Annotated in this window: 17 protein-coding genes; 6 read left to right on the forward strand and 11 right to left on the reverse strand. The window is 63.1% G+C overall.

The features are described from left to right. Positions 1-14: 14 nt before the first annotated feature. Positions 15-749, forward strand: coding sequence for an SIMPL domain-containing protein (locus tag AWB65_RS00705; RefSeq protein ID WP_087665315.1), 735 nt, complete (start codon positions 15-17; stop codon positions 747-749). 68 nt (positions 750-817) lie between these two features. Here the strand turns inward: AWB65_RS00705 and lgt are convergent, their stop codons facing one another. Both lgt and AWB65_RS00715 read right to left on the reverse strand, forming a co-directional pair. Continuing rightward, positions 818-1723 carry a prolipoprotein diacylglyceryl transferase gene (lgt, locus tag AWB65_RS00710; RefSeq protein ID WP_087665316.1) on the reverse strand — a complete coding sequence of 302 codons (906 nt, stop codon included), beginning with the start codon at positions 1721-1723 and terminating at the stop codon, positions 818-820. A 43-nt stretch (positions 1724-1766) separates the two neighbouring features. After that, the gene (locus tag AWB65_RS00715; RefSeq protein ID WP_087665317.1) at positions 1767-2735 is read right to left on the reverse strand and encodes a LysR family transcriptional regulator; all 969 of its coding nucleotides are present in this window, start codon (positions 2733-2735) and stop codon (positions 1767-1769) included. A gap of 106 nt (positions 2736-2841) precedes the next feature. On the opposite strand from AWB65_RS00715, the gene ilvD reads away from it, so the two are divergent. After that, positions 2842-4515 (forward strand): dihydroxy-acid dehydratase, encoded by a 1674-nt coding sequence (gene ilvD / locus AWB65_RS00720; protein ID WP_087665318.1) that lies wholly within the window; start codon positions 2842-2844, stop codon positions 4513-4515. Positions 4516-4585: 70 nt separating this feature from the next. Here ilvD and AWB65_RS00725 read toward each other — a convergent pair whose 3' ends face one another. From AWB65_RS00725 to AWB65_RS00735, 3 genes are all read right to left on the reverse strand, one after another. After that, a complete protein-coding gene (locus AWB65_RS00725) occupies positions 4586-4939 on the reverse strand; it encodes a DUF2486 family protein (protein WP_087665319.1) in 354 nt (117 codons plus the stop codon). Between the two features lie 65 nt (positions 4940-5004). Beyond that, positions 5005-5421 carry a DNA polymerase III subunit chi gene (locus AWB65_RS00730; protein WP_087665320.1) on the reverse strand — a complete coding sequence of 139 codons (417 nt, stop codon included), beginning with the start codon at positions 5419-5421 and terminating at the stop codon, positions 5005-5007. Positions 5422-5464: 43 nt separating this feature from the next. After that, positions 5465-6985, reverse strand: coding sequence for a leucyl aminopeptidase (locus AWB65_RS00735; protein ID WP_087665321.1), 1521 nt, complete (start codon positions 6983-6985; stop codon positions 5465-5467). A 182-nt stretch (positions 6986-7167) separates the two neighbouring features. Between AWB65_RS00735 and lptF the strand changes: the two genes are divergently transcribed. Genes lptF through AWB65_RS00750 form a run of 3 tightly spaced genes read left to right on the forward strand, consistent with a single transcriptional unit; the run spans position 7168 to position 9800 of the window. Continuing rightward, positions 7168-8262 carry an LPS export ABC transporter permease LptF gene (lptF, locus tag AWB65_RS00740; RefSeq protein ID WP_087665322.1) on the forward strand — a complete coding sequence of 365 codons (1095 nt, stop codon included), beginning with the start codon at positions 7168-7170 and terminating at the stop codon, positions 8260-8262. 4 nt (positions 8263-8266) lie between these two features. Then, positions 8267-9415, forward strand: coding sequence for an LPS export ABC transporter permease LptG (gene lptG / locus AWB65_RS00745; protein ID WP_087665323.1), 1149 nt, complete (start codon positions 8267-8269; stop codon positions 9413-9415). 13 nt (positions 9416-9428) lie between these two features. After that, positions 9429-9800, forward strand: a complete 372-nt coding sequence (locus tag AWB65_RS00750; RefSeq protein WP_087665324.1) for a sirohydrochlorin chelatase — start codon at positions 9429-9431, stop codon at positions 9798-9800. A gap of 62 nt (positions 9801-9862) precedes the next feature. Here the strand turns inward: AWB65_RS00750 and cobA are convergent, their stop codons facing one another. From cobA to AWB65_RS00780, 6 genes are all read right to left on the reverse strand, one after another. Next, positions 9863-10615 (reverse strand): uroporphyrinogen-III C-methyltransferase, encoded by a 753-nt coding sequence (cobA, locus tag AWB65_RS00755; RefSeq protein ID WP_087665325.1) that lies wholly within the window; start codon positions 10613-10615, stop codon positions 9863-9865. A gap of 19 nt (positions 10616-10634) precedes the next feature. Beyond that, on the reverse strand, positions 10635-11948 hold the full coding sequence (locus AWB65_RS00760) for a sulfate adenylyltransferase subunit 1 (RefSeq protein ID WP_087665326.1): 1314 nt from the start codon (positions 11946-11948) through the stop codon (positions 10635-10637). A gap of 25 nt (positions 11949-11973) precedes the next feature. After that, a complete protein-coding gene (gene cysD, locus AWB65_RS00765) occupies positions 11974-12936 on the reverse strand; it encodes a sulfate adenylyltransferase subunit CysD (protein WP_087665327.1) in 963 nt (320 codons plus the stop codon). Positions 12937-13047: 111 nt separating this feature from the next. Further along, on the reverse strand, positions 13048-13773 hold the full coding sequence (locus tag AWB65_RS00770; RefSeq protein WP_087665328.1) for a phosphoadenylyl-sulfate reductase: 726 nt from the start codon (positions 13771-13773) through the stop codon (positions 13048-13050). Beyond that, the gene (locus AWB65_RS00775) at positions 13770-14309 is read right to left on the reverse strand and encodes a DUF934 domain-containing protein (RefSeq protein ID WP_087665329.1); all 540 of its coding nucleotides are present in this window, start codon (positions 14307-14309) and stop codon (positions 13770-13772) included. The genes AWB65_RS00770 and AWB65_RS00775 overlap by 4 nt, the downstream gene beginning before the upstream one ends. A 28-nt stretch (positions 14310-14337) precedes the next feature. Next, complete coding sequence (locus AWB65_RS00780; protein WP_087665330.1) at positions 14338-16014, reverse strand: nitrite/sulfite reductase; 1677 nt, start codon at positions 16012-16014, stop codon at positions 14338-14340. Between the two features lie 213 nt (positions 16015-16227). Here AWB65_RS00780 and AWB65_RS00785 point away from each other — a divergent pair, with 213 nt between their 5' ends. After that, positions 16228-17169, forward strand: a complete 942-nt coding sequence (locus AWB65_RS00785; protein ID WP_087655270.1) for a CysB family HTH-type transcriptional regulator — start codon at positions 16228-16230, stop codon at positions 17167-17169. Positions 17170-17241: the final 72 nt, after the last annotated feature.

A 17241-nucleotide genomic window follows, 5' to 3' on the forward strand; every position in this document is an offset into this window, starting at 1 on the left:
CCCGGAGTTTCACGATGATCAAAAAGAACACTGCGTTCGCACTCGCAGCCGCCGCCATTTCGAGCGCGGCGCTCACGATGTCCGCGAACGTCGCCGCGCAAACCGTCGTCACGCAGCCGCAGCCTTCAGGCGTGCTCTCGCTCGCAGCGCAAGCGAGCGCCGAAGTGCCGCAGGACACCGTCGACATCACGCTTTTTTACGAGCAGCAAGCCCCGGACGCGTCGTCGCTCACGGCCACGCTCAACCAGCGTGCGGACGCCGCGCTGCGCATGGCGAAGGGCGTCGACGGCGTCACCGCGCGCAGCGGCTCGTTCACCGTCTATCCGTCGACGGATCGCGACGGCCGCATCTCCGCGTGGCGCGGCCGCACGGAAGTCGTGCTCGAATCGCACGACTTCGAAGCGGCATCGAAGCTCGCGGGCAAGATGAGTTCGTCGATGCAGGTCGGCAACGTCGCGTTCTCGCTGTCGCCGCTAGCGCAACGCGCGGCTGCGCAAAAGCTCTCGTCGCAGGCGATCGACTCGTTCCGCCAGCAGGCGCAGGCATCGACGCAGGCGTTCGGCTACAGCAGCTACACGATCCGCGAAGTAAGCGTCAATCATGATGGCGGCTCGCAACCGCGTCCCGTGATGATGATGCAGGCGCGCGCCATGAGCGCCGACGCGAAGATGGCCGCGCCGATGGCGTTCGAAGCAGGGACCTCGACCGTGACGGTCAATGTTTCGGGATCGGTGCAGATGGGGCGTTGAACGTAACGCCCTCACCATGAGAAACGCCTCGCTGGCTAAAACCAGCGAGGCGTTTTTTCTTGAAACCATCAAGCCGCGTTCGCCGGCTTCGATGGCAGGCGCTTGTCGCGCCGGTACGCCCAGATCATGATCCCGATGCCGACGACGATCATCGGCACCGAAAGCCATTGGCCCATCGAGAGGCCGAAGGTCAGCAAGCCGAGATAATCATCCGGTTCACGCGCGAATTCCACGGTGAAGCGCGCGAGTCCATAGCCGATCAGGAAGAGCGCCGAGCCCGCGCCCACCGGACGCGGCTTGCGCGTGAACGTCCACAGCAGGATGAACAGCACGAAGCCTTCGAGCGCGATCTCGTACAACTGCGACGGATGGCGCGGCAGCATGTGATAGCGCGCGAAAATCTCCGTGAGATGCCATTGCATATCGGCCTGCGAGTGCTTGGCGAGCCAGATCGCATCATCGTTCGCGGCGCCAGGGAACAGCATCGCCCACGGTGCGTTCGGATCAGTCACGCGGCCCCACAGTTCGCCGTTGATGAAGTTGCCGAGCCGCCCCGCCGCGAGCCCGAGCGGCACCATCGGCGCGACGAAATCGGTCACTTGCAGCCAGGTGCGCTTGCGCTGAAACGCGAACAGGATCATCGCGAGCGTCACGCCGATGAACCCGCCGTGAAACGACATGCCGCCTTCCCACACCTTGAAGATGTCGAACGGATGCGCGAGATACCAGCTCGCCTTGTAGAAGATCACATAGCCGAGCCGGCCTCCCAGGATCGTGCCGAGCACGCCGTAAAACAGCATGTCGTCAATGTCGCGCGCGGTCCAGCCTTGCGCCGCGACGTGCGGCAAACGCAGCCGCAACCGGCCGACGACGACCGCCGACACGAACGCCACCAGATACATGAGGCCGTACCAGCGCACGGCGAGCGGCCCTAAGTGAATCGCGACGGGATCGAAATTGGGATGAATGAGCATCGTAGGTTGTAGTAGCGGTTCGAGATGCGCGAACTATAAAGCGTCAACTTTTAAGCGCGAACCAGGTAGCAGGCACCGTGGCGCCGTGGGCGCGCACGATGTCGATGAAACCGGCGAGCACGGGACTCACTTCCGCCGCGCGCCAGACGAGCCCCGTCTCGACGAACGGTCCTTCGACGCTGAGCGGACGATACACCACTCCCGTGCGACGCAGATTCCTGAGCGACTGCGGCACGAGCGCGACGCCCATGCCGGCGGACACGAGGCTCACGATGGTTTGCATCTGGATCGCCTCCTGCCCGATGCGCGGCGTGAGTCCTGCCGCGCCGTAGCAACCCATAATGATGTCATAGAAACCGGGCGCGAGCCGTCTCGGGAAGACGACAAGCGGCGCCGGGGCCAGTTCCTGCAGACTCACCGGCGTATCGGCCCATTCCTCGGCGCCCTGCCCGAGTTGCGTCGCAAGATCGGCGGGCAGCGCGGCGACGAGCGGTTCGCGCGCGATCGGCAGGTAGGACAGCGCCGCCGCGTGCCGCGGCGGCAGCGGCGGAATGACGAGGCCCGCGTCGATGCGGCCCGCGACGAGTTCCTCGATCTGCACGTCGCTCGTCGCTTCCGTCAGCTGGAGCCGCACGCCGGGATAACGCGCGCCGAAATCGCGCAAAAGGGAGGGCAAAAGCCCGTAATCCGCCGTCGATACGAACGCCAGCGACAGCACACCCGCCTCGCCCCGCGCGAGCGATTGCGCGAGCGGACGCAGCGCGTCGGCGTCTGCGAGCAGGCGGCGCACTTCCGGCAGCAGGTCCGCGCCGACCGGCGTAAGCTCGACCGAGCGCTTCGTTCTTGCAAAAAGCGCGACGCCGAGCGCGTCCTCCAGCGCGCGGATCGCCTGCGAGAGCGGCGGCTGCGTCATCGCGAGGCGAGCGGCCGCACGGCCGAAGTGCATTTCCTCCGCGACGGTCACAAAATAGCGCAACAGGCGCAGTTCGACGGGCGGATTTCGCTGATCCATTGATATCTTCCGCGACCTAATAAACCCTGAATAATATATTGGACAGACACTTGCCGACGCTGCATTCTTCCGGCACTAAACGAAAAAATCCTCAAGGAGCCCCCAAATGGCCTACAACCGCCGCTCGAAAAACATCACCCAGGGCGTGGCGCGCTCGCCCAATCGCTCGATGTACTACGCCCTTGGCTACAAGGAAGAAGACTTCGACAAGCCGATGATCGGCATCGCAAACGGCCACTCGACGATCACGCCGTGCAACTCCGGCCTGCAGCGTCTCGCCGATGCCGCGATCGAATCGATCCGCAAATCGGACGCGAATCCGCAGATTTTCGGCACGCCGACCATCTCCGACGGCATGTCGATGGGCACCGAAGGCATGAAGTACTCGCTCGTCTCGCGCGAAGTGATCGCCGACTGTATCGAAACGGCCGTGCAGGGCCAGTGGATGGACGGCGTCGTCGTGATCGGCGGCTGCGACAAGAACATGCCGGGCGGCATGATCGGCCTGGCGCGCATGAACGTGCCGGGCATCTACGTGTACGGCGGCACGATCCGTCCGGGCAACTGGAAGGGCAAGGATCTGACCATCGTGTCGTCGTTCGAGGCGGTCGGCGAGTTCACGGCCGGACGCATGTCGGAGGAAGACTTCAAGGGCATCGAGAAGAACGCGTGCCCGTCGAGCGGTTCGTGCGGCGGCATGTACACCGCCAACACGATGAGCTCGTCGTTCGAGGCGCTCGGCATGTCGCTGATGTATTCGTCGACGATGGCGAACCCCGATCAGGAAAAGGTCGATTCCGCCGCCGAATCGGCGCGCGTGCTGGTCGAAGCGGTCAAGAAAGACCTCAAACCGCGCGACATCATCACGAAGAAGTCGATCGAAAACGCCGTCGCGCTGATCATGGCGACGGGCGGCTCGACCAATGCCGTGCTGCACTATCTGGCGATCGCGCACGCGGCGGAAGTGGAATGGACCATCGACGACTTCGAGCGCATGAGGAAGAAAGTGCCGGTTATCTGCGACCTGAAGCCGTCGGGCCAGTACGTCGCGACCGATTTGCACAAGGCCGGCGGCATTCCGCAAGTGCTGCGCATCCTGCTCGACGCGGGGATGTTGCACGGCGACTGCATCACGATCACGGGCCGCACGATCGCTGAAGAACTGAAGGATGTGCCGGGCAAGCCGCGCGCCGACCAAAAGGTGATCTACCCGGTCGATAAGGCGCTCTACGACGAAGGCCACCTCGCGATCCTGAAGGGCAACCTCGCGCCGGATGGCGCGGTCGCGAAAATCACGGGGCTGAAGAACCCGGTCATCACGGGCCCGGCGCGCGTGTTCGAAGACGAGCAAAGCGCGATGGAAGCGATCCTCGCCGACAAGATCAAGGCCGGCGACGTCGTCGTGCTGCGCTATCTCGGACCGCAAGGCGGGCCGGGCATGCCGGAAATGCTGGCGCCGACGTCGGCGATCATCGGCAAGGGGCTCGGCGAATCGGTCGGCCTCATCACGGACGGCCGCTTCTCCGGCGGCACGTGGGGCATGGTGGTCGGGCACGTCGCGCCGGAAGCGTTTGTCGGCGGGACGATCGGGCTCGTGCGCGAAGGCGATTCGATCACCATCGACGCGCACAAGCTGCTGCTCGAACTGAACGTCGATGCCGCGGAAATCGAGCGCCGTCGTGGCGAGTGGAAAAAGCCGGCGCCGCGTTACACGCGCGGCGTGCTGTCGAAATATGCGGCACTTGCGCTGCCCGCGAACAAGGGCGCTGTGACGGGCTGAATCTCTTCGGCTGACCGCAAATGAAGAAGGGGCGCACGACTCAAATCGTGCGCCCCTTTTTTTTGCGTGTTCAGCTCTTCTTGCGCCGCACCAATTCTTCCTCGACCGCCTCTCGCACCCAGTCCGTCAGTTCGCTTTCCAGCGCCAGCGCGACTTCGCGCGTGATCTGATTGACGAGCCACGTCGAATGTTCGCGCAACGCGTCGCGGCAACGCGATTCGATCAGTTCGCGTCCGTCGCCCGAAAGAAAGCTCGTGAAGCGTCCATGCAGGCGTTCGGCGAGGAATTCGGCATCGTATTCGTCGACGGCTACAATCGCGGGCGCGTCCTGCCCCGGCGTGCGTGCGTACTCCGGCTTGCCCGGCACGACGACTTCGGTGAGAACGGGGATCGAGGTATCGAAAGCATCTGACGTATTGGACACAACTCACTCCGTCTCTATAAATATCCGGCCGATGATAGCGCGCTGAATCCGAGCGCTATGTTCGGTCACGCGCCCTGCTTGTAATTGTTCAGCGCATAGCCGCGATCGCGATAAAAGCGATACCGCTCGCGCCCCGCGACGAGTTCCTGCTCCTCGTTGCCGACCACTTCCAGCAGCCGCTCGAAACGCGCGAACTGCGGCGGCACGGTCATACTGAGATTGACGAGAATGCGGTGATGCGGCACGTCGTCGAGATTCGCGGCAAGCACGACGGGCGTCTCGGCCGCGAGCGGGCTGCCCGCCATGCAGTGCGGCACGAAATCGAGCGGCGAGAAGGTCCATAACTGCTCGTCGAACGCGGCGAGCCGCGCGGGCTCGGCAAGCACGACGATCGGCTCGCCGCTCAGGTACGCCTTGCGCACGAGGCGGCACGCATACGCAATCGAATCGCCGACGTTCGAATGGAAATCGATGCGCGTCATGCGTGCGCCTTTTGCACGATCCGCCCCGAAGGAAAACGCGCCGTCATTGGCCCGCGCGGTCGATCAGGAATTGCGTGAGCAGCGGCACCGGACGGCCGGTCGCGCCCTTCGCCGCCCCGCTCTTCCACGCCGTGCCCGCGATGTCCAGGTGCGCCCACGGATAGTTCTGCGTGAAGCGCGACAGGAAGCACGCCGCCGTCACGCTGCCTGCCGGACGGCCGCCGATATTGGCAATATCCGCGAAATTGGACTTGAGCTGATCCTGATACTCGTCGTCGAGCGGCAAGCGCCAGGCCGGATCGACCGCTTCGCGCGATGCATCGAGCAATTCCCCCGCGAGCGCGTCGTCCTTCGAGAAAAGGCCCGTGTTGTGATGGCCGAGCGCGATGATGCACGCGCCCGTGAGCGTCGCGATATCGACGACCGCCGCCGGCTTGAAGCGCTCCGCATACGTGAGCGCGTCGCACAGGATGAGGCGGCCTTCGGCGTCGGTATTGAGCACTTCGATCGTCGTGCCGGACATCGCCGTGATGACGTCACCGGGTTTCAGCGCGTTACCGGCCGGCATGTTCTCGCAAGTCGGCACGATGCCGACGACGTTGAGCTTCAGCCCCATTTCCGCGACCGCGCGCAGCGTGCCGAACACCGAGGCCGCGCCGCACATGTCGTACTTCATCTCGTCCATCGCTTCGCCGGGCTTGATGGAGATGCCGCCCGAATCGAACGTGATGCCCTTGCCGACGAGCACGACGGGCGCGCCCGCGTTCTTGCCCGATCCCGCGCCCTGATATTGCATGACGATGAACGCGGGCGGCTCGATCGATCCCTTCGCGACCGCGAGGAACGAGCCCATGCCGAGCGCTTCGATCTGCTTTTGTCCAAGCACTTCCACCTTCAGCTTCCAGTCGCGGCCGAGCTTCTTCGCGGTCTGACCGAGATACGTCGGCGTGCAGACGTTCGGCGGCAGGTTGCCGAGATCGCGCGTGAGGTCCATGCCGTTCGCGAGCGCTGCCGCCTGCTTCGCGGCGAGCTTCGCGGCTTTCTCATCCGCCGGGTCGATGCTGAACACGATCTTTTTCAGCGCGCGCGTGCCGTTCTCCGGCTTGCTCTTCATCTGCGTGAACTTGTAGGTCAGTTCGCGCAGCGCGAGGATCGCGGCGCGCACGGCCCAGTCGCCGCTGCGCTCGAGCACCGGCAGTTGCGCGAGCGTAAACGACACCTGCGCGATCTTCGTGCCAAGGATCGCGCGCCATGCGGCACGCACCGCTTCGCCGTAGGCTTTCTGATTGAAGGCATCCTGCTTGCCGAGCCCGACCAGCAAGAGACGCGATGCGCCGATGCCGGTCACTTCCTGCAGAAAGAGCGTCGTGCCTGCGCGGCCGCTCATGTCGCCGGCCTTCACGACGCGCGTGACGAGGCCCTTGGTGACCAGATCCATTTCGAGTGCGGCGCCTGTCAGGGTCTGCGCTTCGAACACGCCGACCACCACGACATCGGCCTTCCCGGTGAGGAAACCATTTGCTGCGCCTTTGCTCCAATCACAGGCTTTTATGCTAAAGTCCATCGCGCTTATCCTCGGATAAAATCTGGGCTGAAGGATGAAAGCCGCAATTATCCGCTATTTTTTCCGCGGCGGTCACAGGCGGGAGTCTCCGGGAATGTCACCATCGCCCGTCGTCTGTCAGAGCATGCCATTCGCCTAATGCATCGCCGCCGGCCATCGCGCTTGTCACCCGCTATCACTCAATGATCTTCGAACGCTCCCTACAGCGCGAACTCGCGTATACGGCCGGCGCCGTATTCATGGTGCTGCTCACGATCATGCTGACGACGATGATGATCCGCATCGTCGGCTTCGCGGCATCGGGCCAGGTCGACCCGCGCGACGTCGTGGTGCTGATCGGGCTCACCGTCATCGGCTATCTCGCGGTCATGCTGATCGTGACGCTCTTCGTGTCGATCCTCTTCGTGCTCACGCGCTGGTATCGCGACTCGGAGATGGTCGTGTGGCTCGCGTCCGGCGTGAGTCAGACGCGCCTCATCAAACCCGTCGCCGTATTCTCCACTCCGATCATTCTGCTGATCGTTTTCTTCGCGTTCGTCGGCTGGCCGTGGTCGAATCAGCAGAGCAAGCTCATCAAGGCGCGCTTCCAGCAACGCGACGAAGTTTCGCTCCTCGCGCCGGGGCAGTTCCGCGAATCGCCGGCGAGCCATCGCGTGTTCTTCATCGAGAAGATGTCGCCGGATCAGGGGCATGTGGAGAACGTGTTCGTGACGAGCACCGAAGGCGGCAAGGTGAATGTGATCGTCTCGAAGAACGGCCACACCGAGACGCGCAACGACGGCGACCGCTTCATCGTGCTGGAAAACGGCCGACGTTATGACGGCGAGCCCGGTCAGCCGAACTTCCGCATCATGGAGTTCGAGCGCTATGGTGTGAAGATACAGAGCCACCAGGTGGTCAACACGCCGACCACGACCGGCATCTACACGCCCGACCTGCTCGCCAATCCGACCAAGGACAACCTCGCCGAATTCGCGTGGCGCGCGGGTCTGCCGCTCATCGCGATCAACCTGATGCTGCTCGCCATCCCGCTCTCCTACCAGAACCCCCGCCGCAGTCGCACGATCAATCTCGTGATGGCCGTGCTGATTTACCTGACGTATTCGAATTTGCTGAACGTGGTCCAGTCGTGGATCGAGCAAGGGAAGATGTCCTTTGGTGTCGGCATCATCGGGCTGCACGTGCTCGTGTCCGCGCTGGTCGGCTTCATCTTCTGGCTGCGCGTGCGCAACCGGCCGCTCTTCAGGCTGCCGTCCTTCCGCTCGAAGGAGGCCTGATCCGATGCGCATCTACGAAAGGTACTTCGCGCGTCAGATCTATCTCGCGTTCATCTTTATCCTGTTCGCGTTCTCGGGTCTGTTCTTCTTCTTCGACCTGATCAACGAACTGAACACGGTCGGACACGGCAACTACAAGTTCGGGCTCGCCGTGCTGCGCGTCGCATTGCAGACGCCGTCGCGCTTCTACGAAATCATTCCGGTCGCGGCGCTCATCAGCGCGATCTACGTATTCGCGCAGATGGCGGCCGCCTCCGAGTTCACGATCTTCCGCGTGTCCGGGCTCTCGACGGGCAGCGCGTTGCGATCGCTCCTGAAGATCGGCGTGCCACTCGTGTTCATCACGTACATCATCGGCGAAGTGGTCGGGCCGTACTCGGATCAGTTGAGCGAGCGCGTCAGGCTGGAGGCGCTGGGTTCATCGGTATCGACGAATTTTCAGTCGGGCGTGTGGGTGAAGGACACGCTGACCGCGCGCGACAACGGCGAGCAGGTCACGCGCTTCGTGAACGTCGGCCAGTTGAACCCCGATACGACCATCGCGAACGTGCGCATCTACGAGTTCGATTCAAAGTTTCGCCTGCAAAACGTGCGCATCGCGAAGTCGGGCGTGTACGCGCCGCCGGGGCACTGGAAGCTCACCGGCGTCACCGATACGCAACTGATCGACGCCGCGCCCCAGGCCGTCAATCCCGGCGATGCGCTGAACCCCGTGTATCGCGCGCAGCAAACGACGCTGCCCGAGTACTCGCTGCGCTCCGAACTGACGCCGCAGATTCTGTCGGTGCTGCTGGTGTCGCCGGACCGGATGTCGATGTTCAACCTCTTTCGCTACATCCAGCATCTGACCGAGAATCACCAGGACACGCAGCGCTATCAGATCGCGTTCTGGCGCAAGATTCTGTATCCGTTCGCGGTATTCGTGATGCTGGTTCTGTCGCTGCCGTTTGCGTATCTGCACACGCGTGCGGGCGTCGTCGGCGTGAAGGTTTTCGGCGGCATCATGATCGGCATGAGCTTTCAGCTGTTCAATACGCTCTTCTCGCACATCGGCACGCTGAACACGTGGCCCGCGCCGGTCACGGCGGCGGTTCCTGCGCTTGCGTATCTGATCGTCGGGCTGATTGGCTTGAGATGGGTCGATCGGCATTGAACTGGAGCCACGCATGAGCAAGCACGGCATCATCCTGTTCGGTCACGGGGCGCGCGATCCGCGCTGGGCGGAGCCGTTTGAACGGCTCGCAACGAAGCTGCGCGCGACGCGCAGCGATCCGGTTTCGCTCGCGTTTCTCGAACTGATGATGCCCGATCTGCCGACGGCGGTCGCCGCGCTCGCCCTCGATGGTTGCGATACGGTCACCGTCGTGCCAGTGTTCTTCGGCCAGGGCGGACATGTGCGGCGCGATCTTCCGCTGGTCATCGATCAATGTCGTTCAGCGCATCCTTATCTGACGATTCATTGCGCGACGGCGGTTGGCGAGGATGACGGCGTGCTGGATGCGGTTGCTGATTACTGCGTCAGGCAGGTGGGTTCGTAGAAGCCGCACCAAGAAAAAACGCACCGTCTCCGGTGCGTTTTTTTGTGTCTGTCGTTGCGCTATCAAGCCGCGATCTGCAGCACCTTCGAAACAGCAGCAGACGCAGATGCCCGCTCCGCAAACGCCTCGCCAATCATCAGCAAGCTCGGCTGCGACGCATCGAGCCAATCCTGCGCTTCACCCCGCGCCATGCGATCGAGTGTGAGTGTCAGCGTGCGTTCGCGCGGCGTGCTGCATGCCTCGACGATCGCGACCGGCGTCGATCCCGCGCGGCCCGCGTCGATCAATTGCCGCGCGATGTCCGGCGCGCTGTCACGGCCCATGTAGAACACGAGCGAATCGGCGCTGGCCTGCTCGCGGATCTCGTCGCTGTCGGGCGCGCGACTGTGCGTCGCGAGCGCGACACTGCGCGACACGCCACGCAACGTCAGCGAACGCTTCAGCGTCGCCGCACTCGCCAGCGCCGCCGTGATCCCGGGCACCACTTCGTACTCGATCCCCGCTGCTTCCAGAGCGCGCATCTCTTCGTCGGCGCGGCCGAACAGCATCGGATCGCCGCCCTTCAGACGCACGACGACCTCATGCTCCCGCGCCGCATCGACGATCTGCTTGTTGATGAAATGCTGCGCCGTCGAGCGCTGGCCGCACCGCTTGCCGACCGCGATCCGGCGCGCGTCCGGCGCGTAGTCGAGCATCGCCGGTTCAATCAGCGCGTCGTGCAGCACGACGTCGGCGCGGCTCAAGAGTTTCGCGCCGCGCACCGTGATGAGGTCCGCGGCACCCGGCCCCGCGCCGATCAGATAGACCTTGCCCATTGCACTCACCTTCGGACCATCAAGCCGAGAACGAGCGGATCATGCCGGCCGCGACCGTATGATGCGTCGCTTCGTCGATCAGCACGAACGCGCCGGTGCCCTGGTGCGTGTCGTAAGCATCGGCGACGAGCGGCTTTTGCAGCGTCAGCGACACGCGGCCGATGTCGTTCATCGCGAGATCGTGGCGATCGATTGCGTGCGAAAGCGTATGCACGTCGAGCACTTCCTTGATCGCACCGATGCGCGCGAACACGGTGTTCGTCGTCTGCTTCAACAAGTACTTGCGTTGCGGCGAGAGCGGCTCTTCGTCGAACCAGCAGAGGTCCGCTTCGATCTTCTTCGCGGGCTCGACCTTCGACGCGCGCGGCACGAACGTATCGCCGCGCGAGACATCGATGTCTTCCGCGAGACGGATCGTCACCGTCTGGCCGGCGAACGCGCGATCCACCTGCGCGACCCCGCCCGGCACCGGCGCGATGATCTCGGCGACCGTCGCTTCGCGGTTCGCGGGCAGCACGGTTACGAAATCGCCGATGCGCACTTCGCCCGCTTCCACGCGGCCCATGTAGCCGCGGAAGTCGTCGGCCTGGCTGCCGTCCTGGCGCGCGACCCACTGCACCGGAAAGCGCAGCGCCTGATCGGTCGGCTGTGTGACGGGCAGCGCTTCGAGCAGGTCGAGCAGCGGCTCGCCCGCGTACCACGGCATGCGCTCGCTTGCGGTCACGATGTTGTCGCCCTTCAACGCCGACACCGGCACGAAACGCACATTCGCGATCCCAAGCTGACGCGCGAGTTCGACGTACGCGTCGCGGATTTCGTTAAAACGCGCTTCGCTGTATTCGACGAGGTCCATCTTGTTGATCGCGACGATCACATGCTGCAGGTCCAGCAGCTTGACGATCGCGCTGTGGCGCTTGGTCTGCGGCAACAATTGCGCGACGCCATCGACGAACGTGACGCGCGTCGCATCGACCAGAATGATCGCGGCGTGCGCGGTCGATGCGCCCGTCACCATGTTGCGCGTGTACTGCTCGTGGCCCGGCGTGTCGGCGATGATGAACTTGCGCTTCGCGGTCGCGAAATAGCGGTACGCGACATCGATCGTGATGCCCTGCTCGCGCTCGGCTTCGAGTCCGTCCGTCAACAGCGACAGATCAATTTCGTCGCCGACGGTACGCTTGTTCTTCGCACGCGAGAGCGCCGAGAGCTGATCCGACAGCACAGCCTTGCTGTCGTAAAGCAGGCGGCCGATCAGCGTGCTTTTGCCGTCGTCGACGCTGCCCGCCGTGATGAATCGCAACACGCCGAGGTCTTCCGCTTGATAAATACTCATGATCCGTTTTCCTTTGGCGTGATGCTTAGAAATAGCCTTGCTTCTTGCGCTGTTCCATCGCGGCTTCCGACGCCTGGTCGTCCATCCGCGTGGCGCCGCGCTCCGTGATTTCCGTCACGGCGGTTTCGGCGATGATCTTCTCGACATCGTCCGCATCGCTCGATACCGGGCACGTGCAGCTGATGTCGCCGACCGTGCGAAAGCGCACTTGCGCGACTTCGGCGGTTTCGCCGTCGCGCACGGGCGTGAGCGGCGTGACCGGCACGAGCAGGCCGTTGCGACGCACGATCTCGCGCTCATGCGCGTAGTAGATCGACGGCAGGTCGAGCTTTTCGCGCGCGATGTATTGCCACACGTCGAGTTCAGTCCAGTTCGAGATCGGGAACACGCGCAGATGTTCGCCCGCATGCAGTCGCGCGTTGTAGATGCTCCACAATTCCGGGCGCTGCGCCTTCGGGTCCCACTGGCCGAATTCGTCGCGGAACGAGAAGATGCGTTCTTTGGCGCGCGCCTTCTCTTCGTCGCGACGCGCGCCGCCGATCATCGCGGTATAGCCGTATTGCTCGATGGTTTCGAGCAGCGTCACGGCTTGCGCGGCATTGCGCGAATCCGTCTCGCGGCGCAGGCGCACCGTGCCTTTTTTGATCGAATCCTCGACGTGGCCGACCACGAGTTCCGCGCCGATTTCCTGCGCGCGACGATCGCGGAAGTCGATCACTTCGTCGAAGTTGTGGCCCGTGTCGATATGTACGAGCGGGAACGGCAGTTGCGTCTTGCGACCGCCGCCGAGACCGAACGCCTTGAGCGCCAGATGAAGGACGACGACCGAATCCTTGCCGCCCGAGAACAGGAGCGCCGGCTTGCTGCATTCGGCGACGAGTTCGCGCAGGATGTGAATCGACTCGGCTTCGAGCCAGTCGAGGTGGTCCATCCGCGTCGCCGTGTTGGCGATCGGGGCGGTGACGGTTGAGTCGAGCGTGGTGCTCATATTCGTCGATCCTTTTCTTTGCATCACTTTCAGCTTGTGGCGAAGGCGCTGCGTTTCAATGACAGAGGTTTCTTGCTTATCGCGACGGCGCGTCGTTCGCGCGCCTTGTCGTCAGATCGCCGAACTGGGTGCTTCCTCAGCGACGATCTTGATATTCGTGACGTGCAGGCCGCATTCCTTCGTATCGCGCGATTCCCACCACCAGCGTCCGGCGCGGCTGTCCTCGCCGGGACGAATCGCGCGCGTGCACGGTTCGCAGCCGATGCTCGGATAACCGCGCGCATGCAGCGGATTCACGGGAACATCGAAGGCTTTCAGGTAGTCCCACACTTCTGCTTCGGTCCAGTCCGCGAGCGGATTGAACTTCGCGATATTGCGCGGCGCGTCGTGCTCTTCTTCATGCAGCTCGACACGCGTCACCGATTGCTCGCGGCGCTGGCCGGTCACCCACGCGCTCACGTCCTTCAACGCGCGGTTGAGCGGCTCGACCTTGCGAATCCCGCAGCAGTCCTTGCGCAGCTCGACGCTTTCGTAGAACGCGTTCAAACCGTGATCGCGCACATACGCTTCGACCGCTTCCGGCTGCGGATGAAACTGCTCGATGTCATAGCCGTAGCGTTCCTTCACGCGGTCGTACATGCCCACCGTCTCAGCGTGCAGGCGCCCCGTGTTCAGCGAGAAGATGCCGATCTTCACGCCGCGCGAAAGAATGGCATGCGTGAGCAGCATGTCTTCGGCGGCGAGGCTGCTGGCTAGCTTGACGCTCTCGTGGCGCGCTGCAATCGAATCGAGCAGCGCGTCGAGGCGTTCAACCTTGGCTTGCAGTTCAGGTGTCATCGAGCGGCTCCCGCAGCGCGTGCGGCGCGGCGACGGAACAGCGGTTCAAGATTGTCGGTCGCGCCCTGATAGCGTTCGGTGAATTCGTCGAAGGCTTTCAGTGCGTCGTTGATGTCCTTGTCTTCGCGTACGGCGAAGGCGTCGAAGCCGCAGCGCGCGTGGAACAGCAACTGGTCGCGCAGCACGTCGCCGATCGCGCGCAGTTCGCCCGCCCACTGATAGCGCTCGCGGAGCAAGCGGCCGATGGAGAAGCCGCGGCCATCCCGGAACACCGGGAAGTCGACGGCGATCAGCGCGATCTTGTCGAAATCCGCGACGACGTCCGCGGGTTCGTCGTCAGGCGCAAGCCACACGCCCAGTTCGTCCTTCGAACGCGACGCCACCAAAGCGTCCTTTTGCTCTTTCCACAGCGAAAAGGGCACGATTACCCGGCCGGCGGGCAACGCATCGACTGCGGGCAGTGCGCCGTCTTCGGCGGCACGCACGACGGACCAGTCGTCATTGACCACGGCGCGGTTCTTGATAATCAAAGCCATCTGCAATTTCCTCGATTGGGTCGTGTGATCAAGCGTGCGCCTGGCGCGACGCGTACACGCGATCCTTGAACGGCGCCATGCCGATGCGGTTGAACGTCTCGATGAAGTGCTCGCCGTCCATGCGGTTCTCGACGAACGTGTCGATCACCTGCGTCACGACTTCGGGCATTTCTTCCGCCGAGAACGACGGGCCGATCACCTTGCCCAGATGCGCGCCGGTCGCGCCCGAGCTTTGCTCGCCGCCGAGCGTCACCTGATACCACTCGGAGCCGTCCTTATCCACACCCAGCACGCCGATGTTGCCGATGTGGTGATGTCCGCACGCGTTGATGCAGCCGGAGATATTGAGCGTCAGGTCGCCGAGGTCGTGCACGAAGTCGAGATCGTTGAAGCGCGCCTGAATGGCGAGCGCGATCGGGATCGACTTCGCGTTCGCGAGCGAGCAGAAATCGCCGCCTGGACACGCAATGATGTCGGTCAGCAAGCCGATGTTCGACGTCGCGAAACCGACCGCCTTCGCGCGTTCCCACACGGCGTACAGATCGCGCTTCTTCACGTTCGCGAGAATCAGGTTCTGCTCGTGCGACACGCGGATTTCGCCGAAGGAGAATTCGTCGGCGAGATCGGCGACGTCGTCCATCTGCTTGTCGGTGGCGTCGCCGGGGGCGATGTTCGTCGGCTTGAGCGACAGCGTCACCGACGCGTACCCCGACACCTTGTGCGGACGCACGTTGCGCTCGACCCAGCGCGCGAACGGCTTGCTGTCGATCAGATGCTTTTCATACGAGGCGTCGGTATCCGGCAGCTTGTCGTAGGCGGGCGGCACGAAGTATTGCGAGACACGGTCGATTTCTTCCTGCGTGAGCGTCGACGGGCCGTCCTTCAGGTGCAGCCATTCTTCCTCGACCTGCTTCGCGAATTTCTCGGGCGAGAGCGCCTTCACGAGAATCTTGATGCGCGCCTTGTACATATTGTCGCGGCGGCCGTAGCGGTTGTAGACGCGCAGCACGGCTTCGCAGTAGGTCAGCAAGTGCTGCCATGGCAGGTCTTCCTTGATGACAGCGCCGACGATCGGCGTGCGACCGAGCCCGCCGCCCGCGAGAATGCTCGCGACGACTTCACCGTTCGCGTCCTTCTTCAGATAGACGCCGAGATCGTGCACTTGCGTGGCCGCGCGGTCTTCGAGCGAGCCGCACACGGCGATCTTGAACTTGCGCGGCAGCCACGCAAATTCGGGGTGAAACGTCGACCACTGGCGCAGCACTTCAGCCCAAGGACGCGGATCGACGATTTCGTCGGGGGCGACGCCCGCGAACTGATCGGCGGTGATGTTGCGGATGCAATTGCCCGAGGTCTGAATGCCGTGCATCTGGACCGCTGCGAGCTTTCTCAGGATCTCCGGCGTTTCCTCGAGCTCGATCCAGTTGAACTGGATGTTCGTGCGCGTCGAGAAGTGGCCGTAGCCGCGGTCGTGCTCGCGCGCGATCGTCGCCAGGACGCGCATCTGGTCGCTGCGCAGGTTGCCGTACGGAATCGCGATGCGATGCATGTACGCGTGGCGCTGCATATAGAGACCGTTCTGCAGGCGCAGCGGACGGAATTCCTCTTCGCTCAACTCGCCCGACAGCCGGCGGCGGACCTGGTCGCTGTATTGAGCGACGCGTTCGTCGACGATGGTCTGGTCGATCTGATCGTATTGGTACATTCGGGGACCCCAAGTTTTTGTCTCGCGCGACGCGTGCACACGCCGCACCTCGATTCCCATTGAGTCAAAAGCGGGGAGCGTCGTTCAGACCAAACGCTCATTTGCTAATGACAAATACAGATATGGAAATTGGAAAAATTGGACAAATCGTAATAAACTTTCTTTATATAGCAAACGACTGAAAAATTACTTTGATATGCGACTGGGTTATAAATGAACCTGCATCAGTTCCGCTTCGTCCGCGAGGCCGTGCGCCAGAACTTCAACCTCACCGAGGCGGCGAAGGCGCTTTTTACGTCGCAGCCGGGCGTTTCCAAGGCGATCATCGAGCTGGAGGACGAGCTGGGCGTCGAAATCTTCACGCGCCACGGCAAGCGCGTGCGCTCGCTCACCGAGCCGGGGCGGATCATCCTCGCCTCGGTGGAAAAAATACTGCAGGAAGTGGAGACGCTCAAACGCGTCGGTAAAGATTACGCTGCGCAGGATCAGGGCAGGCTTGTAATTGCCGCGACGCATACGCAGGCGCGCTACTCGCTGCCCGCCGCCATCGCGGAGTTCAAGAAACGCTACCCGAAGGTGCATCTGTCGATTCTGCAGGGCAGCCCGACGCAGGTCGCCGAAATGGTGATCCACGATCAGGCGGACATCGCCATCGCCACGGAAGCGATCGCCAACTATAAGGAACTCGTCTCGCTGCCGTGCTTTCAGTGGCAACACCTCGCCGTGATGCTGCCGGATCACCCGTTGCTCGAACGCAAGCTCCTGACGCTCGACGATATCGTCCAGTACCCGCTGATCACCTACGACGCCGCGTTCGCCGGCCGCTCGAAGATCAACCAGGCGTTCGCGCTACGCAACCTGGCCCCGGATATCGTGCTCGAAGCGATCGACGCCGATGTCATCAAGACATACGTCGAACTGGGGCTGGGCGTCGGGATCATGGCCGATATCGCGTTCAATCCCGAGCGCGACAAACACCTGCGCGCGATGCCCGTCGGCCATCTGTTCGGGACCAACGTGACGCGGCTCGCCCTCAAGCAAGGCGCGTATCTGCGCAGTTACGTGTATACGCTCGTCGAGCTGCTCTCGCCGTCGATGAACCGCAAGCTGATCGAGCAGGCGCTTTCCGGGGAACACGAAAGCTACGAGCTGTGAGCTTGCCCCCAAACGTCGTCTTCGCCGGTTTTGGCCGGTAAAAATAACGAATTCAACCCTTCCGCCACGGAG

Source organism: Caballeronia humi (assembly GCF_001544475.1).
Taxonomy (GTDB): domain Bacteria; phylum Pseudomonadota; class Gammaproteobacteria; order Burkholderiales; family Burkholderiaceae; genus Caballeronia; species Caballeronia humi.

What these genes read in the sequence shown, in the direction of transcription:
- AWB65_RS00705 (WP_087665315.1), top strand. Translation starts at nt 15, where the DNA reads ATGATCAAAAAGAACACTGCGTTCGCACTCGCAGCCGCCGCCATTTCG.
- lgt (WP_087665316.1), bottom strand. Translation starts at nt 1,723, where the DNA reads ATGCTCATTCATCCCAATTTCGATCCCGTCGCGATTCACTTAGGGCCG.
- AWB65_RS00715 (WP_087665317.1), bottom strand. Translation starts at nt 2,735, where the DNA reads ATGGATCAGCGAAATCCGCCCGTCGAACTGCGCCTGTTGCGCTATTTT.
- ilvD (WP_087665318.1), top strand. Translation starts at nt 2,842, where the DNA reads ATGGCCTACAACCGCCGCTCGAAAAACATCACCCAGGGCGTGGCGCGC.
- AWB65_RS00730 (WP_087665320.1), bottom strand. Translation starts at nt 5,421, where the DNA reads ATGACGCGCATCGATTTCCATTCGAACGTCGGCGATTCGATTGCGTAT.
- AWB65_RS00735 (WP_087665321.1), bottom strand. Translation starts at nt 6,985, where the DNA reads ATGGACTTTAGCATAAAAGCCTGTGATTGGAGCAAAGGCGCAGCAAAT.
- lptF (WP_087665322.1), top strand. Translation starts at nt 7,168, where the DNA reads ATGATCTTCGAACGCTCCCTACAGCGCGAACTCGCGTATACGGCCGGC.
- lptG (WP_087665323.1), top strand. Translation starts at nt 8,267, where the DNA reads ATGCGCATCTACGAAAGGTACTTCGCGCGTCAGATCTATCTCGCGTTC.
- AWB65_RS00750 (WP_087665324.1), top strand. Translation starts at nt 9,429, where the DNA reads ATGAGCAAGCACGGCATCATCCTGTTCGGTCACGGGGCGCGCGATCCG.
- cobA (WP_087665325.1), bottom strand. Translation starts at nt 10,615, where the DNA reads ATGGGCAAGGTCTATCTGATCGGCGCGGGGCCGGGTGCCGCGGACCTC.
- AWB65_RS00760 (WP_087665326.1), bottom strand. Translation starts at nt 11,948, where the DNA reads ATGAGTATTTATCAAGCGGAAGACCTCGGCGTGTTGCGATTCATCACG.
- cysD (WP_087665327.1), bottom strand. Translation starts at nt 12,936, where the DNA reads ATGAGCACCACGCTCGACTCAACCGTCACCGCCCCGATCGCCAACACG.
- AWB65_RS00770 (WP_087665328.1), bottom strand. Translation starts at nt 13,773, where the DNA reads ATGACACCTGAACTGCAAGCCAAGGTTGAACGCCTCGACGCGCTGCTC.
- AWB65_RS00775 (WP_087665329.1), bottom strand. Translation starts at nt 14,309, where the DNA reads ATGGCTTTGATTATCAAGAACCGCGCCGTGGTCAATGACGACTGGTCC.
- AWB65_RS00780 (WP_087665330.1), bottom strand. Translation starts at nt 16,014, where the DNA reads ATGTACCAATACGATCAGATCGACCAGACCATCGTCGACGAACGCGTC.
- AWB65_RS00785 (WP_087655270.1), top strand. Translation starts at nt 16,228, where the DNA reads ATGAACCTGCATCAGTTCCGCTTCGTCCGCGAGGCCGTGCGCCAGAAC.